Origin of the sequence: Cronobacter dublinensis subsp. dublinensis LMG 23823, assembly GCF_001277235.1 — a bacterium.
GTDB classification, from domain to species: Bacteria; Pseudomonadota; Gammaproteobacteria; order Enterobacterales; family Enterobacteriaceae; genus Cronobacter; species Cronobacter dublinensis.
Map to the genome: position 1 here is coordinate 2,571,596 of NZ_CP012266.1, position 21,710 is coordinate 2,593,305.

A 21,710-nucleotide genomic window follows, 5' to 3' on the forward strand; every position below is an offset into this window, starting at 1 on the left:
CAATAACACTCTTACGCGTCGTGGTAGTTCAAAAAGGGGCGCATCTTATCACAGTCTGGCATAAATTACTGCCGCGCGGCGTCGGTGAGAAACCGCGCCGCCTCGCCGATGTCACGGGTGCGCGGGGTCGGCGGCAGGCTTTTGAGGAACACCGCGCCGTAAGGGCGCATCACCAGACGGTTGTCGCAAATCACCAGCACGCCGCGGTCATCCACGTCGCGAATAAGACGCCCGACGCCCTGCTTGAGCGTGATCACCGCGTCTGGCAGCTGCACCTCGTCAAACGGATCGCCGCCGCGCAGGCGGCAATCTTCCATGCGCGCTTTCAGCAGCGGATCGTCCGGCGAGGTAAACGGCAGCTTGTCGATGATCACCAGCGACAGCGCGTCGCCGCGCACGTCCACCCCTTCCCAGAAGCTGCTGGTCGCCACCAGCAGGGCGTTGCCCGCGCTAATAAACTGCTCCACCAGCTGGCTTTTGCTGGTTTCGCCCTGCAGCAGCACCGGCAGCGTCATGGTGGCGCGAAAATGCTCGGCCAGCTCGCGCATCATGGCGTGCGAGGTACAGAGCATAAAACAGCGCCCCTGGTTGGCCTCGATAAGCGGCTGGAGCATGCGCGCCAGCGCCCTGCCCGCCTGTGGCTGGTTGGTTTGCGGCAGGCCGCGCGGCACGCAGAGCAGCGCCTGGCGGGCGTAATCGAACGGGCTTGGCAGCAGCAGCGTCTGCGCCTCGTGAATGCCGAGCCGCTCCGTGAAGTGATGCAGCTCGTCGTTAACCGAGAGCGTCGCCGACGTAAAAATCCAGCTGCCGCCCTTTTCGGCAATCACATCCTGGAATTTATCCGCCACGGTCAGCGGCGTCAGCGCCAGCGTAAAGTGGCGCGAGTTGCACTCATACCAGTAACTGTAGCCGGGCTGATTAATCTCTTTTAAGCGCTTGAGACGCGCGCGGTAGAGCGTGGCGCGCTCAAAGGCGGCGTCCAGCAGCGCCGAGCGGCCAAGCGACAGCTTCGCCACGTCGTAGCAGAGCTCCAGCGCGTCGTCGAGCAGCAGCAGCGCACGGCTGATGGAGGCGTCCGCCAGCAGCTCGCGCAGGTTGCCGCGAAAGCCGGGGTCGCCCAGTTGCAGACGAAAATCCTGGGTACTTTGCGCCAGACGATCCGCGCATTTTTGCAACTGCTGGGTGTCTTTAACTTCGGTGCGATAAGCGATGATAATATCTTTGGCGAGATCGAGCAGCTGGCGGCTTGAGAGCGACTGGCCAAAATACTGGCTGGCGATATCCGGCAGCTGGTGGGCTTCATCAAAGATAATGACGTCCGCCTCCGGGATAAGCTCCGCGAAGCCGCTCTCTTTGACCACCATATCGGCGAGAAACAGGTGATGGTTGACCACCACCACATCGGCATCCATCGCTTTTTTACGCGCTTTCACGACGAAGCAGTCTTTATAGAGCGGGCAGTCGCTGCCGAGGCAGTTATCGTTGGTGCTGGTGACGAGCGGCCAGACGGGGGCGTCTTCGGCCACGCGCCCGCAGGTGCTGATATCGCCATCGATCGTTTCGTTGGCCCAGCCGCGCAGCTGGATAACGTCGCTTAAGGTTTGTACCGGGAGGTCGCCGCCCGCCAGCGCCTGCTGTTCAAGACGCTCAAGGCAGAGGTAGTTGGAGCGCCCTTTTAACAGCGCCAGACGGCCTTTGAACTCGAGCGCTTTGGCGACGGTCGGCAGATCGCGGCTGTAGAGCTGGTCCTGCAACGCCTTCGAGCCGGTAGAGACGATCACTTTCTTACCGGCGCGCAGCGCAGGCGCGAGATACGCGTAGGTTTTCCCGGTGCCGGTGCCCGCTTCCACCACCAGCGGCTTTGCCGCCTCAATGGCGGCGGTGACCGCCTGCGCCATCTGGCGCTGCGGCTCGCGCGGTTTAAAACCCGGTATCGCTTTGGCTAGCTGGCCATCTGCTGCAAAATCGTCCGTCACACTACCCCCTGGTTAAATTGCCAGTGATTATGTCAGGGAGGCGGCACTTTAGCCAGCCGAAGAGATGACGCGCGGCGCACAATATGGCAGGCTTGCAGGCGGCTGAATACAACAGGAAAAGGAACAGCGATGACAATTAAGCGTATCGATCCCGCAGACCGTTGGTCTGACGCGGTGATCCACAACCAGACGATTTACTACACCGGCGTACCGGAAAACCTGGACGGCGATGCTTATGAGCAAACCGCGAATACGCTCGCGCAAATCGACACGCTGTTAACCGCCCAGGGCAGCGACAAATCGCGCATTCTCGACGCCACGATTTTCCTCGCCGACGGCGGTGACTTCGCGCTGATGAACAAAGCGTGGGATGAATGGGTTGTGGCAGGCTCAGCCCCGGTACGCTGCACCGTGCAGGCCCGCCTGATGAACCCGCGTTATAAAGTCGAAATCAAAATTATCGCCGCGCTGTAACACTCTGCCGCCGCCCTCTACTGGCGGCGGTCTTCTGTGGGGTTCGCGCCCATCCGCGTTAAATGTCGCCGCTGCAACCGCAGCAGATCCCGCACTGACAATACCCGATACGCCAGGCCGTGCGCGCACGCCACCTCGCCGATAATCTCGCTCAGCGCCGTAAAATGGCGGTGGCTCCAGTCGGGAAACAGATGGTGCGTTAAGTGCAGGTTCAGCCCGCCGAGCCAGTAGCCCAGCAGCCGTGGCCGCGCGCCCCAGTCAAAGGTCGTGGCGAACGCGTGGTGATACGGGCTCGGCGGCATCGCACCCTTGACAGGCGTCGGATAAAAATGCCCTTTCGCCCAGTGGGTGCCGATAAGCAGCGACACAAACAGCGCCGAGACCAGCATCTGGCTTGCCAGATACACGGTCAGTACGGTGATGAACGAGAGCTTTCCGGCCATGAACAGCGCCGGAACGCCGAGCGCCAGGAGAAAATGCGCGCCCTTCAGCAGCAGAAACACCCCCGCGCCACCCGCGCCCTGATGGGGTAAATGGCGCGTGAAAGGCGTGTTGCCGAGCCGGTCGCGCCAGTCCATCCACCAGGCGTACCACGGAAAAGTGAGCGCCGCCACCAGCGGCCAGTAGAGATGCTGATAGCGCATGACAGGCTTCCAGCGCTGAAACGGCGTCTGGCACAGCACGCCGTTCTCGTCGATATCCGGGTCATAGCCCTGAATATTGGTGTACGGGTGATGAAACTGCACGTGCCGCACCTGCCAGCTGTCGGCATCGAGGCCGAGCGGCAGGCTGATAACGCGTCCAAGCCAGGCGTTCGCCGCCCCGGAGCGGCAAAACGCGTTATGGCTGGCGTCGTGCAGCACGTTTACCACCAGCATCATCGCAAAAAAGATAAAGCCGAAATAGCAGAGCGCGTAGCCGGCAAGGCCCGACGGCGTAAGGCACAGCAGATAACACGCCGCAGCCCCCAGCGCGAGGAGCGCAAGCTTTAACCACATTCCCCGGTCGGCGAACCGGTGATCGCGCCGCTCTGCCAGATAACGCTGACAGGCTGAGCGAAACGCCTTATGCAGCGCCCGGTCGCGCCCTGCCGCGCGCGGCGGCGAGTTATGCGGCATGCGCACGCCCCATCTGGCGCAGAAACGCACGCTGGGCGGCCCGCAGCTCGCCATAGCGGATACAGCGGTACGGTAGCCCGTGCTCCGCCGCCAGCTCGCCGATAATTCGCGCGAGCGCCGGGTAATGCCGATGGTGCCAGCCAGGAAACAGATGGTGCGTCAGGTGATAGTTCAGCCCGCCGGTCAGCATCTCCTGCCAGCGCTGAGGCGTGTGCCAGTCGCAGGCGGTCATAAAGTTATGGTAATACCAGCCGTGCGCCATAACCAGGTTCTCACCCGTCGGCGCCTGATAAAACGCCGCATCAGCCCAGTGCGTGCCCAGCAGCAGAAACACCACCATCAGCGAGGTGCACATCTGCACCAAGAGATAGAGGCCGAGCACCAGGCCGCCGTCATGCCCCATCAGCAGCGGCAGGCCCAGCATCAGCGTCAGGTGGCCGAGCTTGCTGAAAATAAACGCCGCCCAGCCCGCCGCGCCCGGCAGCAGGCGCTCCGCGCGCAGCGGCGTGCGCCCGAGCCTGTCGGCCCAGTCAAACACTACGCCTATCCAGCTCAGGGATAACGCCGCCACCAGCGGCCAGTAAACATGCTGCCAACGCATCCAGCCGCGCCAGCGCTGAAACGGCGTCTGGCGGAAAATCCCGTTTTCTTCGGTATCCAGATCGTAGCGTTCGATATTGGCGTAGCGGTGATGAAAGCTGACGTGGCGCACGCGCCAGTAGACCGGTTCAATGCCCGTGGAGAGCGTCACCGCCCGGCTGATTACGGCGTTCAGCACGCGGCTGCGGACAAACGTGTGGTGCGAGGCGTCGTGGTTAACGTCGATATTCAGCCACATCATCAGCACGGCAAACGCCACGTAGCCCGCCATAAACGCCAGCGGCTGCGAGGCGCGCAGCGCCAGGCTGTAAGAGGCGATGGCCGCGAGCAGGATCAGCACCGCTTTGCTTATCGCCCGCCGGTTGGCGAAACGATGGTCGCCGCGCGCGTGCAGATAACCATACGCCCGCCGCTGCAGCGCCCGATGAAACGCACCTTCCTGCGCCGTGCCGAAACGCAGCGGAGTCAGTGTCTTAACCATGACGCAGCGCCCTCGTTTTCATCCCGCCCATCAGCAGCATCAGCAAGCCGTGGAGCCCCAGCAAGGGCAGGCTTAGCTGCCAGAGAAGCCCCTGCCAGCCAAAAGCGAAGAGACACAGCAGCGGCATCAGGCACGTAACTGTCGCCCAGCCGACGCGGCTCCCGCGCCGTCCGTCGCTGAGTAGCCCGAGCATTACCGACGCGGCCACCAGCAGCACAAACAGCGCCACCTGTTCCCTGCCGATATCCTCGTAGCCGTAACCGTAACGCTGGATATACCCGATAACCGGGATAAACAGCAGCAGCGTGGCGCTGACGATAACCTGCGGCGCGGGGCCTTGCCTTGCGGCAGGCGGCGGCAGGCGCAGGCCGAGCAGGCGGGCAAATGGCGCGTTGCTCTCACGCAGCGGGTTCGCGGAGGCGATATAGCCCTTCACGCCGTAGTGATGCTCGCCGCGCGCGGGCGGCTGATGAGTAAACGATCCAAACAGCTTATCCCACAGGATCAAGGTGCCGCCGTAGTTGCTGTTGGCAAAGCTGCGCTCGCGCAGGTGATGCACCCGATGATGTGACGGTGTCACAAACAGCCGTTCCAGGAAGCCGAGTCGCCCGGTAAATGCGTTATGGTTAAAAAACTGGACGGTATAGTGGAGGATGGAAACCGCCAGAAACACCGACAGCGGCACGCCCGCCACCGCCAGCAGCAGAAAAAACGGGATCGAGGTGAGCGACGAGTACCAGGAGTTTCGCACGCCCAGCGACAGATTATAGTGCTCACCGTGATGATGAACGCTGTGTACTGCCCAGAGCAGCGGCCACTGGTGATGCAGACGATGCAGCCAGTAAAAACCGAAATCCCAGGCGATAAACGCGAATGCCCAGACCACCGCCGCAGGCAGGCCGTCAAAGAGCTCCAGATTCGCGGTGCGCGATACCAGGCCATAGCAGAGCACCTCGAGACCGCGAAACAGCCACAGCATCATCTGCCCGGAGTTGACGTTAAACACCACGTCCCGCCAGTCAACGGCCTCTTTGCCGCGCCATTTCACCAGCAGCGCCTCGCCAAAAACCAGCGCCAGCATCACCACGATGGGCAGCGTTAATTCATTCATGGCGCAATGCCTCCTGGGTCACTCGCCGGGCCGTCATTTTCACGGCCAGCGCTCCTGCCAGCAGGGCAAGCGCCGTTCCCCCGACCAGATCGATAAAGAGATGCCGACGCAGCTGCAATATGGAGACCGCAATGGCCGCCCCCCAGATAGCCGCGCCCAGCGTGTATTGCCACTGCCCGCGTCGGCTGATGCCCCAGACCATCAGCAGGGTCAGCGCCATGTGCAGCGACGGGAAACAGTTCTGCGACGAATCCACCGCCAGCAGCAGGCGCAGCAGGTCGACGCTCACGCCCTCTCCGCTGACCGCCGGATAATCCATCGTGCTCGGCCAGGCGAGGTAGATGACGCCTGCGAACAGCGCTGCCAGCTGGGTCGCGCGCATCAGGCATTTCACCTGCGACAGCGGCGTCAGCCAGTAGCCCAGCGGAATGAGGATAAAAAACGACAGATAGAGCCAGATGGCGGACGGTGAGAAATCGAGGAGCGTATCGACCCACAGCGGCGGCAGCTTATACCCGGCACGCTGTAACACGTCGGTGGTGGAATAGACCACGCCGACGCTTCCCCAGCCCAGCAGTAGCGCCTTCAGGCGGTAAGACGTTTCGCTCACGCCGTCTCCCTGACGCGCAGAATGCGCCGCCGTTTCGCGCCCGGCGTCGCGGGCGGCAGGCTCGCGTGATGCGTCCAGCGCAGAAGCTCGCACGCCACGCCCTGCTGTTCAAACAGCGCCGTCAGGGCCGCCTGTGCCGCCGACCGCTGCACGTCGTCCGCCTGCGCGATAAGCGTGAGGTGCGCTTCGCCGTGCTGGATAAGCCGAAAATCCGCCGTCAGGGGTAGCACGCGCGCCAGCGCCCGGTTGCAGAGGTCGCCAAAGATAACGCGCTGGCCGCCCTGCGCGTCCGGCAGCAGCAGCTGGTCGTCCTGACGCCCTTCGATGTGCGCCAGCGCCTGCGACGGATCGCCGCACGGGCACGGTGCGTCGCGCGCCACCAGGATATCGTCCAGCCGGTAGCGCACAATGGGCTGCGTAGTGCGGGTGAAGTCGGTGATCACCGGTATAAAGCGACGATCGTCAAGCCACGCTTTTTCCACCACGATAAACGCCTCGTTCAGGTGCAATACGCCGTGCGCGCAGGTGGCGGCGAGAAACCCTTCGGTCGCCTGATAAACTTCACCGACCGCCGGAAACACCTGCGCCAGCAACGCGCGGTCCTGTGGGTCGAGCACTTCGGCGACCGAAATCACTTTTTTGGGCGCCACGTTCAGCTCGCCTGACTGCACCGCCAGCGCCAGCGCGCGCAGCACCTGGGCAGGCGCCACGATAATCGACGGCGCGTCGGCCTCAAGGCGGGTCAGCAGCGTGTCGAAGGGTTCAAAGAGATCGTAAAACGCAAGGCTCAGCCAGCGGCTGTTGACGCTCTGATAAAGGTTATTGTCGGCGCGCAAGAACAGCGCCACCCGCTCGCCCGCGAACAGGCCATCGGGCAGCATTTTGGCGAGCATCGCCCCGGCCCACAGCGACTGCTCTTCGGGGCTGACGGCAAAAATACCGCGCCGTCCCGATGTGCCGCTCGACAGCCCCACGCTATAGCGGCCCACCGTCGGGGCAAAATTTCTGTCGTTCTCGCTTTGCAGCGCGCACGCCATGACCGCGTCCGCTTTCAGCCCGGCGGTGTTCATTTCGTCGAAATGGGTCATCATCAGCGCTTTGTCCATGGTCGGCCATTCGCTGAACGGCAGCGTGCTGTAGCGCCGAAACCACGGGCTTTTCGCCAGCACACGCGAGGCAAAGCGCCGCAGCTGTTGCTGCTGGTGACGCGCCAGCGCCTCGCGGCTGCGAAACCGCATACGCCGCACGCGGAAATAGTGCCAGAGCATCGCAAGCTTATTCACAGGTCGCCCTCGTGCGAGAGGCGAATTTCCGCGCCGCCGCGCTGCCAGAGCTGATGCAGTAAATCAAGCGTGCGCGTGGCCGCCGCCGGGTCGGCAATCACCAGATTCGCAAGCCGGGAGGGGCCGCGCTGTTCGCGATAGCTGACCGGCGACCAGGCCGCGTCGGCGGCCAGCAACACCCAGCCGTCATCGGTCAGCACGAACGCACCGATATGTCCGGCGGCGTGGCCCGGCAGCGGCACCAGCATGATCTCGCCGTTGCTTTCCGGCAGTAAATACGCGTTCTCAAACGGCGCGAGCGCGGCGGGCAGCGCCACGCGCTCAAAGCCCTCGATAAAGGCGACGGCGCTCTCGAAGTTTTCAGGGATAAGCCCCGGCACGAACGCCTGGCGCAGCGCGGCAAACCCGCGCAGCGTGCGGGTCTGCGCCCAGCCTTCGCCGGAGCATATAAACCGGCCGTTCGCGAAATCGCGCAGCCCGGCGATATGGTCGGCGTGAAAATGCGAGAGGATCAGCGCGTCGATATCCTCCGGGCGATACCCCGCGGCGGCGAGCTGGCGCGCCAGCGACTGCTCCGGCGAGAAATAGACCGGCGTGACGCGTCGATAAATCTGGTAGATCCCGCGGCGGGTGTGGTCGTCAAACCAGGAAGCGTACCCGGTATCCCACAGCCAGCGTTTGCCGCCCGCCTCGATAAGGCTCGCGCGGGCGGGGAATTTACAGACCCGCAGCCCCGCGCCCTTGAGCGCGATACAGCCTAAATGGGTGCAGTAGCCAGTTTCAAACGTGGTGATGGTGGCCATTTCAGCGTCTCCTTGCGCGCAGCCATGCGCCGGTGAGGCGCACGCCGTCCTCGAGCGAGACCGGCGGGCGATAGCCAAGACGGGTTATCGCCTTGTCCTGATTAAGCGTCATATCAAAACTGACGGTGCCTGCGCTGTAGCGCGTCAGGCGCGGCTCCACGCCGGTGAGGCGTCCGCGCAGTTCCATGCCCTGCGCGACGAGCGCGAGCAGCGGCCAGGGCACCGACGCCACCCGATACTGCAGCTGAAGTTCGTCGCGCAACAGGTGGTCGAGCATCGTTATCAGCCGCTGCGGCTGTTGATTGGTGATGTTAAACGCCTCGCCGGACGTCAGCCCTGGCTGGCGCGTCGCCAGTTGCATCGCGTGCACGACGTTGCCGACCCAGGTGAGATCCAGCAGCGCCTCGCCGCCGCGCGGCAGACGCAGCACGCCGCGATCGGCCTCCAGCTGGCGCAGCAGGCGCGGGATAATCACCCGGTCATGCGGGCCGAACAGCCCGCGCGGGCGCAGAATAACAAAGGTGACGTGCGGGAAACGCTGCGCGGCGGCAGTGATGACCTGCTCAGCGGCATACTTACTGCTGGCGTAATGGCAGGCGAAACGGGCCGCCCGGTAGCGTTCATTCACATTGTGATGATGACGGAAATCGAAATAGATAGCGGGCGTGGAGATATGGATAAAGCGCGTGACGCCTGCGCGCGCCGCCGCGTGGGCAAGGCGCTCAGTCGCGGCGACGTTGACCGCGTGAAACGCCTGCGCGCTGCCCCAGGGCGAGGATTTCGCCGCGCAGTGCCATACCACGTCGCAGCCGCGCAGCAGCGCGTCAACGCGGGCGTCATCGGCCTGCGCAAGCTCCAGCGGCACGAACTCCGCGCCCTGCGCGGCAAGCGCCGCGCCCGCTTTCGCGTCGCGCCCGGTGGCGCGCACCGCACACCCTTGCGCCAGCAGCGCCTCGACCGCATTGCGTCCAAGCCCGCTGGTCGCGCCCGTCACCAGATATTTCATGGCAGCAGCACCATACCGGCGAGCGTTAAGCCTGCGGCGGTGCCGACCAGCATCACCGGCTCGCCAGGATTCACGCGGCCGGTGGTAAACGCCTCGTGCAGCGCGGTAGGCACCGACGCGGCAACCTGGTTGCCGTGCAGACGGTAGATATCCACCAGCACCTCCGGCTTTACTTTCAGGCGCTTGCGCATATGTTCCAGCGACAGATGGCTCGCCTGGTGGGGCACGACGGTCGCAATGTCATTCAGCGTCAGTCCGGCGGCATCCAGCAGCCGCTGCCAGAAGCCGTCTATCAGCGAGGAGGCCTGGCGGAACAGCGCTTTGCCCTGCATATGGAACAGAAAATCGCTCTCGTCCATCCCGGCGCGGGGGTTTTTGCGCGTCCCGCCCGCACGGATCTCACACAGCTCGCTGCCCTGCGGATAGGTTTCTGATTTCATCGCCAGGATCCCGGCGCGCCCGTCGCCCGCCTCCACAATCGCGCAGGCCGCGCCGTCGCCGAAAATCAGCGACGACTCTTCATGCTGCCAGTCGATGCCGCGCGAGGCGATATCCGCCGCCACTATGGCGATGCGGCGATAGCTGCCGCTCGTCAGCAGCGCCGAGGCTACCTGCATCGCGGTAATAAAGCTCACGCAACTGCTATTGACATCAAACCCCGCCGTGCCAGCCGGTAAGCCTGCCGCTTTCATCACATGCACCGCCGAACAGGGCAGCGCCTGAACGGCAATAGCCGAGGCGGAGATGAGCAGATCGATGGAAGCCAGAGGGATAGCATAGCGGGCGCAGGCATCGTGGAGCGCGGCGGCGGCGAGCGCCGCCTGGCTGGCGTCGTGAGTGGCGTGGTGGCGACGCAGAATGCCGGAGCGGCGTTCAACATAGCCCGCAGGCTTGCCGAGGCGGCGGTCGAGTTCGTCCGAGGTGATTATCTGTTCGGGAAGCGCCTTACCGGTCGCGATGATCCTGAGCCGTGAGGCTGGCGGGGCGTGAGGTGTGAATACCATGAGGCGCGGTCCCTGAGCTGAACGTCCCCGCGGGCGGGGACGTGATTTGAAATGGTGTCTGGCGTTGTTGTCAGTGGCGCGACGATATCACGTCAGCAGGGACAAACAAATATCGCGGCGCTTGCCAGAAATGGTGGGCTTACTGGTCTTCGTCGTCTTCATCTTCGAAACGCGCGACAATGCGATCGCCCTTGTGCGTGGCGCGAATTTCCTGCGCCACCTGCGCGATGGCCTCGCCGCTGCTCATGCCCTGTGACATCAGCTCCTGAATACGTTCGACCGCTTGCTGTTGTTGTTCATGGGTGAGAGAAGGTAAACCTGCAAACATCGCTGACTCCTGTTACATTGCTGAGTTCAATTATTTCATGCCGCGCGAGCCAGCGCCAGACGCCGCCCGCGCACTGTTTATCTGTCGTCCTGATGAATACGAACCTGACTCCTGAACTGATCTCCCTGCCCTGGCGCGCCGATGCGCTGCAAGACATTTTCAGCGCGTTGCACGACCGCCCCTGGGCGATGCTGCTGCATTCGGGGTTTGCCGACCATCCGCATAACCGCTTTGATATTCTGGTGGCCGAGCCGCGCGTCACGCTCACCACGCGGGGGGCGCTCACTATGACGCAAGACGCGCACGGTTGCCAGCAGAGCGAAGAAGACCCGCTGCGTCTGTTGCAGGCGGCGCTGGCGCGGTTCGCGTTCGCTCCGCGCCCGGACGCCGATTTGCCGTTTCAGGGCGGCGCGCTGGGGCTGTTCGGGTACGATCTCGGACGGCGCTTCGAACGGCTGCCCGTTAAGGCCGCCGCCGATGTCAACGCGCCGGATATGGCGGTCGGTATTTATGACTGGGCGCTGATAGCCGACCACCAGCGTCAGCGGCTCACTCTGCTCTGCTATGGCGACGCGCGCGCCCGTCTCGCCTGGCTTGAGGCGCAGCAGCCCGTAAAGACCGCGCCCTTTCGTTTAACCACGCCCTGGCGCTCGAATATGACGCGCGAGCAATATGGCGAGAAGTTCCGCCGGGTACAGGCGTATCTGCGCAGCGGCGATTGCTACCAGGTGAACCTGGCGCAGCGCTTTAGCGCCGCGTATGAAGGCGACGAATGGCAGGCGTTTTTAACGCTCAACGCCGCTAACCGCGCCCCGTTCAGCGCCTTTTTACGCCTGCCGGACCAGGCGATATTAAGTCTGTCGCCGGAGCGGTTTATCCGCCTGCATGACGGTCATATCGAGACGCGGCCGATTAAAGGCACGCTCCCGCGCCTTCGCGATCCGCAGGAAGACGCGAAACAGGCCGCGCGGCTGTCGCAGTCGCCGAAAGATCGCGCCGAAAACCTGATGATTGTCGATCTGTTGCGTAACGACATTGGCCGCGTGGCGACGCCCGGCAGCGTGAAGGTGCCCGAGCTGTTCGTGGTCGAGCCGTTCCCGGCGGTGCACCATCTGGTGAGCACGATAACCGCGACGCTGCCATCGCCACTGCACGCGACTGACCTGCTGCGCGCCAGTTTTCCCGGCGGCTCGATAACCGGCGCGCCGAAGGTGCGGGCAATGGAAATCATCGAAGAACTGGAGCCGCAGCGGCGCAACGCCTGGTGCGGCAGCATCGGCTACCTCAGCTTTTGCGGCGCGATGGACACCAGCATCACCATTCGCACGCTGACGGCCGAAAGCGGCATGCTGTACTGCTCCGCCGGCGGCGGCATCGTGGCGGACAGCGAGGAAGCGGCGGAATATCAGGAAACTTTTGATAAAGTTAACCGTATCCTGCACGCATTAGAGAGGTAGACATGGAAAACAGCCCGCTGACGCTCGACCGGTTTTTATCGCGTTTTCAGCTGCTGCGCCCACAAACAACCCGCCATAGCCTGAATCAGCGTCAGGCAGCGGTGCTGGTGCCGGTGGTCCGCCGCCCGGAGCCGGGCCTGCTGCTGACGCAGCGCGCCGCGACGCTGCGAAAACACGCGGGCCAGGTGGCCTTTCCCGGCGGCGCGGTGGATGACACCGATACCTCGCTGATTGCCGCGGCGCTGCGCGAGGCCCAGGAAGAAGTGGCTATCCCGCCGGAATCGGTCGAGGTGATAGGCGTGCTGCCGCCGGTCGACAGCGTGACCGGTTTTCAGGTAACGCCGGTGGTGGGGATTATCCCGCCGGATCTGCCTTATCACGCCAGCGAAGAAGAAGTGGCGGCGGTGTTTGAGATGCCGCTCGCCGAGGCGCTGCGGCTCGGGCGTTATCACCCGCTCGACATTCACCGGCGCGGCAACAGCCATCGCGTCTGGCTCTCCTGGTATGAGCACTATTTTGTCTGGGGGATGACCGCAGGCATTATTCGTGAGCTGGCGCTACAAATCGGCCATAAGCCCTGACTATTATTAAGGGTGAAAAGTGCGATCTGCAGCACTTTATTAGGCGGCCTTGCCGTATCCATTAGTATAATTCATGTGAATAGTTAACTGCGCAGCACAATAACCTCTTACACTATGCGCTGTTTTCACACCGTCATCTGCGGGGCAGATGACTCTGTCAGGAGTTACCACGTGATTAGTATATTCGACATGTTTAAGGTGGGCATTGGTCCCTCCTCTTCCCATACCGTAGGGCCGATGAAGGCCGGGAAGCAGTTCGTCGATGACCTGGTCGAAAAAGGATTATTGCAGGACGTCACCCGCGTCGCGGTGGACGTCTACGGCTCGCTCTCATTGACCGGCAAAGGCCACCATACCGATATCGCGATTATTATGGGTCTGGCTGGCAATGAACCCGCCACGGTGGATATCGATGCCATACCGGCGTTTATCCGGGATGTGGAAACGCGCGGCCGTCTGCTGCTTGCTCAGGGCAGCCACGAAGTGGATTTCCCGAAAGATAACGGCATGCGTTTTCAGAGCGACAACCTGCCGCTGCATGAGAACGGGATGACCATTCACGCCTACAGCGGCGACAAAGAAATCTACAGCAAAACCTATTACTCCATCGGCGGCGGTTTTATCGTCGACGAAGAACATTTCGGCAAAACCGCCAGCAATGAGGTGAACGTGCCGTATCCGTTCCACTCCGCCAAAGAGCTGCTGGCGCACTGCAAAGAAACCGGCCTGTCGCTCTCCGGCCTGGTGATGAAAAACGAGCTGGCGCTGCACAGCAAAAAAGAGATTGAAGACTATTTCGCGGATGTCTGGCAGACCATGCGCGCCTGTATCGATCGCGGGATGAACACCGAAGGCGTGCTCCCGGGGCCGCTGCGCGTGCCGCGTCGCGCCTCCGCGCTGCGCCGTCTGCTGGTGGCGAGCGATAAGCTCTCCAGCGATCCGATGAACGTGGTGGACTGGGTAAACATGTTCGCGCTCGCCGTGAACGAAGAGAACGCCGCGGGTGGTCGCGTGGTGACGGCGCCGACCAACGGCGCCTGCGGCATCGTCCCGGCGGTGCTGGCCTATTACGATCACTTTATCGAGTCGGTAAGCCCCGATATTTACATCCGCTATTTTTTGGCGTCGGGCGCTATCGGCACGCTGTATAAGATGAACGCCTCTATCTCCGGCGCCGAAGTGGGCTGCCAGGGCGAGGTGGGCGTCGCCTGTTCGATGGCGGCGGCGGGTCTTGCTGAACTGCTGGGCGCAAGCCCGGAACAGGTGTGCGTGGCCGCGGAAATCGGCATGGAGCATAACCTGGGGCTGACCTGTGACCCGGTCGCGGGCCAGGTACAGGTGCCGTGCATCGAGCGTAACGCGATTGCCTCGGTGAAGGCGATCAACGCCTCGCGCATGGCGATGCGCCGCACCAGCGAGCCGCGCGTCTCGCTCGACAAGGTTATCGAGACCATGTACGAAACCGGCAAGGATATGAACGCCAAATACCGTGAAACCTCACGCGGCGGCCTGGCCATCAAAGTTCAGTGTGATTAACACCTCACAGCGCCGCGCTTGCGGCGCTTTTTTATCACCGTCCGCCTTTTATTCCTCCCGTCGCGTCAACCCCCACTACACTCTTAACATTCAGCCTTTTATTACTCAGCTGAGCCTGAGAGATGAAGCCTATGCAAAAAGCGCAGCGTATTATTCGGGCTTACCGCCGTCGGCGGTTGATCCTCTGTGTCGTCCTCGCCCTGCTGGCGTTGATTCTGACGCTGGGCATACGCTATTTCTCTGACCGCAAACAGTATCAGCGCGACACCACGCGCTACGCCGCGCATGCGGTTGCGACGCTCGACGAACTGCTGGTGCCGCTGGACGCCGCGCGCGCCGCGCTGCTGCCGCTGGTCGGAATGCCGTGCCAGCAGGTGCATCGCCAGCTGCGCGAGATGGCGGCGAGCCTGCAGACGGTGCGCTCTATCGCGCTTATCAATGACGGTACGCTCTACTGCTCCAGCATTTTCGGCGAGCGCAACGTGCCGGTTCACCAGTTGCAGCCGCATCTGCCCGCCCCCACGCCGCTGATGCGCCTCTCGCGCGACCGCTCGCTGCTCAAAGGCAGCCCGGTGTTGATCGTCTGGACGCCCGCCATTGATAACGGCATGTCAGGCGTGTTGCAGTCGGTGAATATCGAGTTTATTTCAGGCCTGCTGCTTAACCCGGATCCACCGGGCATCGAACACGTGTTGTTCGATGTGGCGGGCTCGCATCTGGAATATGGGCGCGGCCTCGTGGAGGCGCTGCCCACCGGCGACAACCTGACGCGTTATGAAAAATCCTCCAGCCGCTACCCATTCTCGGTCACGCTGTATGGCCCGTCGCCGGGCGCGCTGGCGCTGAAAAACCTGCCGAGCCAGCTGCCGCTCGCGGTATTGTTAAGCCTGCTGATCGGCTACATCGCCTGGCTTGCGACCGCCCGTCGCATGAGTTTTTCCTGGGAGATCAATCTTGGCATCGCCAACAATGAGTTTGAGGTTTACTGCCAGCCGCTGGTGAGCGGTAAAACCGGCGAATGCACGGGCGTGGAGCTGCTCCTGCGCTGGAATAATCCACGCCTGGGGCCCATCGCGCCGGATGTGTTTATCCCCCTTGCCGAGCAGCTCAGGCTGATTAACGCGCTGACACGTTATGTGCTGATTAAAACGGTCGAACAGCGCCACTTTTTCCCGGCCTCCGCCGATTTCCACATCGGAGTGAATATCGCCGCCAGCCACTTTCATCAGGGCGTGATCATTGACGATCTGAAGCGCTACTGGTATCCGTCCCGCCCGGTGCAGCCGCTGTTTCTGGAGCTGACCGAGCGCGACGCGCTGCCCGAAGTGGACTACCGCGTGGCGCACGATCTGCGCCAGCTCGGCGTGAAGCTTGCGATCGACGATTTCGGCACCGGCCAGAGTTCGCTCTCGTATCTGGAAACGTTAAGCCCCGACGTGCTTAAAATGGATAAACGCTTTACGGCGGCCATCGGCACCGATGCCGTGAACTCGACCGTGACGGACATTATTATCGCGATGGCAAGACGGCTGAAGATTGAACTGGTGGCGGAAGGCGTGGAAACCGAAGAGCAGGCCGCGTATTTGTGCCGCCTCGGCGTGCCGGTGTTGCAGGGGTATTTATTCGCGCATCCGATGCCGCTTGAGGCGTTGCCGCAGTGGCTGGAACAACGGCGCGCCCATCCGGGCACGCCGTTCTGGCGCCGACGCTTGCCGGCACCAATAATTTAACGGTTATTCTTCTTCGTCGTCGTGCAGCGGCGCGTCTTTTACCACGCGCACCAGATCGATGCGGTAGTCATTCGCCTCAACGATGGTGATACGCAGCGGCGGCATCGCCAGTTCGTCGCCCACGCGCGGGATCTGCCCGTTAATGGCGATAACCAGGCCAGCCACCGTCGCGATATCTTCTTCGTCACTGACTAACGACGGGAGATCCAGCGTCTGCTGCAATGCGTGCAGGTCGGTTGAGCCTTTCACCAGCCAGCCGTCGCCGTCGTGGATGATTTCCGGCGTTTCATCGGCGTCCGGGAATTCGCCCGCGATGGCCTCCAGCACGTCCAGCGGCGTGACCAGGCCCTGCACTACGCCAAACTCGTTGTTGACGATAACAAAGCTGCCCCGCGCGCGACGCAGCACGCCCAGCAGGTTGATCGGATCCAGCGTCTCCGGCACCACGATGACCGGGGTCGCCGAGGCGATGGCCGCGACGTCGACACCCTCTTCCAGCGCCACCAGCAGCTCTTTGGCGCGCACCACGCCGATGATTTCATCGAGCTCGCCGCGACACACCGGGAACAGGCTGTGCGGCGATGACAGTAACTGCTCGCGGATTTCATCAACGCTGCGGCTGGCGTCCACCCAGCTGATTTCGCCGCGCGGCGTCATGATGCTGCGTAGCGAACGAGAAGCCAGCGTCAGTACGCCGTTAATCATATAGCGCTCTTCTTCGGCAAATGCTTCGGCGTGCACCGGCACCACGGCGTGATGTTCGGTTTCGCTGACCGGCGCCGGGCGACGACGGTTGCCCATCAGGCGCAGGATAGCTTCAGCGGTACGCGCGCGCAGCGGCAGGTTCGACTGATGCTTGAGAAAGTTGCGGCGCGCCACCTGATTGAAAAACTCGATGATGATAGAAAAACCGATGGCCGCGTAGAGATAGCCCTTCGGAATATGGAAACCGAAGCCTTCCGCCACCAGGCTCAGACCAATCATCAGCAGGAAGCTCAGGCAGAGCACCACCACTGTCGGATGCGCGTTAACAAAGTTCGTCAACGGTTTCGAGGCGAGCAGCATCACGCCCATCGCAATCACCACCGCAGCCATCATCACCGGCAGATGATTCACCATACCGACCGCCGTTATCACCGCATCCAGCGAGAAGACGGCATCAAGCACCACAATCTGCAATACCACGACCCAGAAGCTGGCGTAGCCTTTGCCGTGGCTGTCGTTGTGCTGACGGTTTTCCAGACGTTCATGCAGCTCGGTTGTGGCCTTAAACAGCAGGAACAGCCCCCCAAGAAGCATAATCAAATCACGGCCGGAGAAGCTCAGGTCCCAGACGCTGAACAACGGACGGGTGAGCGTCACCATCCAGGAGATCAGCGACAGCAAACCTAAGCGCATCACCAGCGCCAGGGATAAACCAATCAAACGCGCTTTATCGCGCTGCTTCGGCGGCAGTTTATCCGCGAGAATGGCGATAAAGACGAGGTTGTCGATGCCGAGCACGATCTCCAGCACGACCAGCGTTAATAAGCCGACCCAGATGGAGGGGTCCATTAAGAATTCCATAACAGGCTCCTGCGCAAGGAATGACTAAACGGCACCCCAACGGTGTTGGGCGCTTTAATAGGGTTTATCAGTGAGTTAAGGCGAAAGCCTTGTGATATGACGGCTGATGAAAGCCTGGAAAAGAAAAGACGTCGGTGACGGTCCATACGGTGGGCTGCTGCCCGCTACTCCTGTGAATTAATCGGAAATCTACCTTAACAAAGGGTTGTAGCATTTGGCAAAGATTTACCAGAATTTGCAATCGCCATGACACAAAATACGCGCATATTTTTCCGCGTACGCCGAATGCCTTGTTTTGCTAACGAAATTACGGAGCTTCATCACAAACATTATTTTTTCGCGTTCTAAAATAATTCGTGCTTGGGTTCTGAATGCTTACAAATCCTTATCTGAATCGATTCGATAAGCGAATCATTGTTAGCGGTGCCTGTAAGGGTACTGACGATAACCACGGAGGTAGCAAGTGACCATTGCTATTGTCATAGGCACGCATGGCTGGGCGGCTGAACAACTGCTTAAAACAGCGGAAATGCTGTTAGGCGAGCAGGAAAATGTTGGCTGGATCGATTTCGTGCCCGGCGAAAATGCGGAAACCTTGATCGAAAAATACCGCGCGCAGCTCGAAAAACTGGACACCAGCAAAGGCGTCATCTTTCTGGTCGATACCTGGGGTGGCAGTCCGTTCAACGCGGCAAGCCGCATTGTCGTAGACCAGCCCAACCATGAAGTCGTCGCCGGGGTAAATATCCCGATGCTCGTCGAAACCTTAATGGCGCGCGATGACGACCCGACGTTCGATGAGCTGGTAGCGCTTGCGGTGGAAACCGGCCGCGAAGGCGTCAAAGCGCTGAAAGCTAAACCCGCAGTAAAAGCCGCACCCGCAGCCCCTGCCCCGAAAGCGGCGGCACCGGCAAAACCGATGGGCCCGAAAGATTATATGGTCATCGGCCTCGCCCGTATCGACGACCGTCTGATCCACGGCCAGGTCGCCACCCGCTGGACCAAAGAGACCAACGTCACGCGCATTATTGTTGTGAGCGATGAAGTCGCCGCTGACAACGTGCGTAAAACGCTGCTCACCCAGGTCGCCCCGCCGGGCGTGACCGCGCACGTGGTGGATGTGGCCAAAATGATCCGCGTCTATAACAACCCGAAATACGCGGGCGAGCGCGTGATGCTGCTGTTCACCAACCCGACCGACGTCGAGCGTGTTGTGGAAGGCGGCGTTAACATCACCTCCGTGAATATCGGCGGGATAGCGTATCGGCAGGGCAAAACGCAGGTAAACAACGCCGTCTCCGTCGATGAGAAAGATATCGAGGCCTTTAAGAAACTCAACGCGCGCGGCATTGAGCTGGAAGTGCGTAAAGTCTCAAACGATCCCCGACTGAAAATGATGGATTTAATCAGCAAAGCAGCGCATTGACGGCTTTGCACGGTTAACAATTACTCAGTTTTTACACGTCAGTTTGATATCACAGGAGAAGTACAATGGAGATTACCACTCTTCAGATTGTGCTGGTGTTCATCGTCGCCTGTATCGCCGGTATGGAATCGGTGCTTGATGAATTTCAGTTTCACCGTCCGCTGGTGGCCTGTACCCTGGTCGGGGCCGTGCTGGGCGACATGAAAACCGGCATTATCATCGGCGGTACGCTGGAGATGATAGCGCTCGGCTGGATGAATATCGGGGCCGCCGTGGCGCCTGACGCCGCGCTCGCGTCGATCATTTCCACCATTCTGGTTATCGCCGGGCATCAGAGCATCGGCGCCGGTATTGCGCTGGCCATTCCGCTGGCGGCGGCAGGCCAGGTGCTGACCATCATCGTGCGTACTATTACTGTCGGCTTCCAGCACGCGGCTGATAAGGCGGCCGAGAACGGCAACCTCACCGCGCTCTCCTGGATCCACGTCTCGTCTCTGTTCTTACAGGCGATGCGTATCGCGATCCCGGCGGTTATCGTGGCGATTTCTGTCGGCACCAGCGAAGTACAGCAGATGCTGAGCGCCATCCCGCAAGTGGTAACCGGCGGCCTGAATATCGCAGGCGGCATGATTGTGGTGGTAGGTTACGCGATGGTCATCAACATGATGCGCGCGGGCTACCTGATGCCGTTCTTCTATCTTGGCTTCGTGACCGCGGCCTTTACCGATTTCAACCTCGTGGCGCTGGGCGTGATTGGCACCGTTATGGCGGTGCTCTATATCCAGCTGAGCCCGAAATATAACCGCTCGGCAGCGGCTCCCGCGCAGTCTGCAGGCGCGAACGATCTTGATAACGAACTGGATTAACAGGTGAGCGACATGGTTGATATGACTAAAACAACGGGTGAGAAAAAGCTGACCCCGGGCGATGTGCGCGGCGTATTTATTCGCTCTAACCTCTTCCAGGGATCGTGGAACTTTGAACGTATGCAGGCGCTCGGCTTCTGCTTCTCAATGATCCCGGCGATTCGTCGCCTTTATCCTGAGAATAATGAAGCGCGCCGCCAGGCGATTAAGCGCCATCTGGAGTTTTTCAACACCCATCCGTATGTCGCGGCGCCGGTGCTCGGCGTGACGCTGGCGATGGAAGAGCAGCGCGCGAACGGCGCGGCCATCGACGACGGCGCGATTAACGGCATTAAAGTGGGGCTGATGGGACCGCTCGCAGGCGTCGGCGACCCGATTTTCTGGGGTACGGTGCGTCCGGTGTTCGCGGCGCTCGGCGCGGGTATCGCGATGAGCGGCAGCCTGCTCGGCCCGCTGCTGTTCTTTGTGCTGTTTAACCTGGTGCGCCTAGCCACCCGCTACTATGGCGTGGCTTATGGCTATCGCAAAGGCGTCGATATCGTCAAGGATATGGGCGGCGGCTTCCTGCAAAAACTGACCGAGGGGGCGTCCATTCTCGGCCTGTTTGTCATGGGGGCGCTCGTTAATAAGTGGACGCACGTGAATATCCCGCTGGTCGTATCGCGCATCACCGACCAGACGGGCGCCCAAAAAGTCACCACGGTACAAACCATTCTGGACCAGCTGATGCCGGGCCTGGTGCCGCTGCTGTTGACGTTCGCCTGTATGTGGTTACTGCGTAAAAAAGTGAATCCGCTGTGGATAATCGTCGGGTTCTTCGTGATTGGTATCGCCGGTTACGCGGTCGGCCTGCTCGGCCAGTAACGGCGCAGTGTGTTCGCCGGGGGCCTATGGCTCCCGGCTTTTTTATTTAAGGGAGACGGCATGACGCTGACGGACGGGGTTCTGGTCACTTTTATTATCGCGCTGCTGGGCTGGGCCATTTACGACCAGTGGGGCATGGAACGGCGTCACGGCAAGACGCTGCTGCGGGTGGCGCTGCTGCGACGCGGTCGCGTTGACGGTCTCATCTTCACCGGCCTGGTCGCCATCCTGCTCTGGCAGAACGTGACGACGCATGGCGCGCCGCTCACCACCTGGCTGCTGTGCGCGCTGGGACTGGTGGCAATTTATCTCTTCTGGATCCGCGAGCCGCAAATACGCTTTAAGCGCGAAGGCTTTTTCTTTGGCGCGGGCTGGGTGAAATATAATCATATTAAGACAATGAATTTATCGGAGGATGGCGTGCTGGTAGTCCAATTACCGAAGCTGCGTTTACTCGTGCGGGTAAAGAATATTGACGACCTGGAGAAGATTTACCAGTTTATGCTTAATAATCAATAAACTATAAATATAGCACAGGCTATTTTTACGCGTAAAAAATAACCGCACTTATAGCCCGTGCTATATTCCCCACGGTCTCCTTACTTTAATTCTTAACAAGTTCTTCACGTCCTGCCGTTAATCGAAAACCATTCTCATTTATAACTAAAAGCGTATTACCTGATTATTGTCTTTGCCGTCTGGAATATGGTAAGGTTGCGCCCGTCATTGGGGAGTAGCCAATTTTCGTACAGGAAATGTACGCGTCAACATACTCGTTGCAAAACGTGGCGCGTACGGACTGAAGCCCTTTCAGTCAGGCGAGACCATTGCACGCTGCTGCTGTTTACTGGGGGCGGTTGGCGTGTATATGGAGATCCCGGTCAGGACCT

At 61.0% G+C, this 21,710-nt stretch carries 20 protein-coding genes and 1 riboswitch; of the genes, 9 read left to right on the forward strand and 11 right to left on the reverse strand.

Features of this window, described 5'->3' with window-relative positions; translation table 11 throughout:
- Positions 1-65: 65 nt before the first annotated feature.
- Complete coding sequence (locus AFK67_RS11645; protein ID WP_007714193.1) at positions 66-1,976, reverse strand: DNA repair helicase YoaA; 1,911 nt, start codon at positions 1,974-1,976, stop codon at positions 66-68.
- Between the two features lie 129 nt (positions 1,977-2,105).
- Between AFK67_RS11645 and AFK67_RS11650 the strand changes: the two genes are divergently transcribed.
- Positions 2,106-2,450 (forward strand): RidA family protein, encoded by a 345-nt coding sequence (locus AFK67_RS11650; protein ID WP_007714190.1) that lies wholly within the window; start codon positions 2,106-2,108, stop codon positions 2,448-2,450.
- A 17-nt stretch (positions 2,451-2,467) separates the two neighbouring features.
- On the opposite strand, the gene AFK67_RS11655 is transcribed toward AFK67_RS11650, so the two are convergent.
- The 9 genes from AFK67_RS11655 to AFK67_RS11695 all read right to left on the reverse strand — a co-directional run bounded on the left by AFK67_RS11655 (position 2,468) and on the right by AFK67_RS11695 (position 10,794).
- A complete protein-coding gene (locus tag AFK67_RS11655; RefSeq protein ID WP_038883395.1) occupies positions 2,468-3,568 on the reverse strand; it encodes a fatty acid desaturase family protein in 1,101 nt (366 codons plus the stop codon).
- Positions 3,558-4,649 (reverse strand): acyl-CoA desaturase, encoded by a 1,092-nt coding sequence (locus AFK67_RS11660; protein ID WP_007714187.1) that lies wholly within the window; start codon positions 4,647-4,649, stop codon positions 3,558-3,560. Before AFK67_RS11660 ends, AFK67_RS11655 begins: the two co-directional genes overlap by 11 nt.
- Complete coding sequence (locus AFK67_RS11665; RefSeq protein WP_007714185.1) at positions 4,642-5,760, reverse strand: sterol desaturase family protein; 1,119 nt, start codon at positions 5,758-5,760, stop codon at positions 4,642-4,644. Before AFK67_RS11665 ends, AFK67_RS11660 begins: the two co-directional genes overlap by 8 nt.
- Positions 5,753-6,370 (reverse strand): phosphatase PAP2 family protein, encoded by a 618-nt coding sequence (locus tag AFK67_RS11670; RefSeq protein WP_007714182.1) that lies wholly within the window; start codon positions 6,368-6,370, stop codon positions 5,753-5,755. The genes AFK67_RS11665 and AFK67_RS11670 overlap by 8 nt, the downstream gene beginning before the upstream one ends.
- Complete coding sequence (locus AFK67_RS11675; protein WP_007714180.1) at positions 6,367-7,653, reverse strand: F390 synthetase-related protein; 1,287 nt, start codon at positions 7,651-7,653, stop codon at positions 6,367-6,369. The genes AFK67_RS11670 and AFK67_RS11675 overlap by 4 nt, the downstream gene beginning before the upstream one ends.
- Positions 7,650-8,456 (reverse strand): MBL fold metallo-hydrolase, encoded by an 807-nt coding sequence (locus AFK67_RS11680; RefSeq protein ID WP_007714178.1) that lies wholly within the window; start codon positions 8,454-8,456, stop codon positions 7,650-7,652. Before AFK67_RS11680 ends, AFK67_RS11675 begins: the two co-directional genes overlap by 4 nt.
- 1 nt (position 8,457) lies before the next feature.
- Positions 8,458-9,462 (reverse strand): NAD-dependent epimerase/dehydratase family protein, encoded by a 1,005-nt coding sequence (locus tag AFK67_RS11685; RefSeq protein ID WP_007714176.1) that lies wholly within the window; start codon positions 9,460-9,462, stop codon positions 8,458-8,460.
- Positions 9,459-10,466, reverse strand: a complete 1,008-nt coding sequence (locus AFK67_RS11690; protein ID WP_007714174.1) for a 3-oxoacyl-[acyl-carrier-protein] synthase III C-terminal domain-containing protein — start codon at positions 10,464-10,466, stop codon at positions 9,459-9,461. Before AFK67_RS11690 ends, AFK67_RS11685 begins: the two co-directional genes overlap by 4 nt.
- A 139-nt stretch (positions 10,467-10,605) precedes the next feature.
- Positions 10,606-10,794: a YoaH family protein gene (locus tag AFK67_RS11695; RefSeq protein WP_007714172.1), complete on the reverse strand. Its 189-nt coding sequence runs from the start codon at positions 10,792-10,794 to the stop codon at positions 10,606-10,608.
- Positions 10,795-10,886: 92 nt separating this feature from the next.
- On the opposite strand from AFK67_RS11695, the gene pabB reads away from it, so the two are divergent.
- From pabB to AFK67_RS11715, 4 genes are all read left to right on the forward strand, one after another.
- Positions 10,887-12,251 (forward strand): aminodeoxychorismate synthase component 1, encoded by a 1,365-nt coding sequence (gene pabB / locus AFK67_RS11700; RefSeq protein ID WP_032966645.1) that lies wholly within the window; start codon positions 10,887-10,889, stop codon positions 12,249-12,251.
- Positions 12,252-12,253: 2 nt separating this feature from the next.
- Entirely contained in the window at positions 12,254-12,832 is a 579-nt protein-coding gene (locus tag AFK67_RS11705; protein ID WP_007714165.1) for a CoA pyrophosphatase, read from the forward strand.
- Positions 12,833-13,003: 171 nt separating this feature from the next.
- A complete protein-coding gene (gene sdaA, locus AFK67_RS11710) occupies positions 13,004-14,368 on the forward strand; it encodes an L-serine ammonia-lyase (RefSeq protein ID WP_032966643.1) in 1,365 nt (454 codons plus the stop codon).
- A gap of 131 nt (positions 14,369-14,499) precedes the next feature.
- The gene (locus AFK67_RS11715) at positions 14,500-16,098 is read left to right on the forward strand and encodes a cyclic di-3',5'-guanosine monophosphate phosphodiesterase PdeD (RefSeq protein ID WP_007714158.1); all 1,599 of its coding nucleotides are present in this window, start codon (positions 14,500-14,502) and stop codon (positions 16,096-16,098) included.
- A gap of 3 nt (positions 16,099-16,101) precedes the next feature.
- On the opposite strand, the gene yoaE is transcribed toward AFK67_RS11715, so the two are convergent.
- A complete protein-coding gene (gene yoaE, locus AFK67_RS11720) occupies positions 16,102-17,664 on the reverse strand; it encodes a CNNM family cation transport protein YoaE (protein ID WP_007714155.1) in 1,563 nt (520 codons plus the stop codon).
- A 463-nt stretch (positions 17,665-18,127) separates the two neighbouring features.
- Here yoaE and manX point away from each other — a divergent pair, with 463 nt between their 5' ends.
- The 4 genes from manX to AFK67_RS11740 all read left to right on the forward strand — a co-directional run bounded on the left by manX (position 18,128) and on the right by AFK67_RS11740 (position 21,339).
- On the forward strand, positions 18,128-19,090 hold the full coding sequence (manX, locus tag AFK67_RS11725; protein ID WP_007714152.1) for a PTS mannose transporter subunit IIAB: 963 nt from the start codon (positions 18,128-18,130) through the stop codon (positions 19,088-19,090).
- 65 nt (positions 19,091-19,155) lie between these two features.
- On the forward strand, positions 19,156-19,956 hold the full coding sequence (locus AFK67_RS11730; RefSeq protein ID WP_007714149.1) for a PTS mannose/fructose/sorbose transporter subunit IIC: 801 nt from the start codon (positions 19,156-19,158) through the stop codon (positions 19,954-19,956).
- Positions 19,957-19,968: 12 nt separating this feature from the next.
- Positions 19,969-20,820 (forward strand): PTS mannose transporter subunit IID, encoded by an 852-nt coding sequence (locus AFK67_RS11735; RefSeq protein ID WP_007749946.1) that lies wholly within the window; start codon positions 19,969-19,971, stop codon positions 20,818-20,820.
- A gap of 60 nt (positions 20,821-20,880) precedes the next feature.
- Positions 20,881-21,339, forward strand: a complete 459-nt coding sequence (locus AFK67_RS11740; protein WP_007714142.1) for a DUF986 family protein — start codon at positions 20,881-20,883, stop codon at positions 21,337-21,339.
- Positions 21,340-21,536: 197 nt separating this feature from the next.
- Positions 21,537-21,709: riboswitch (yybP-ykoY riboswitch) on the forward strand.
- Position 21,710 lies beyond the last annotated feature (1 nt).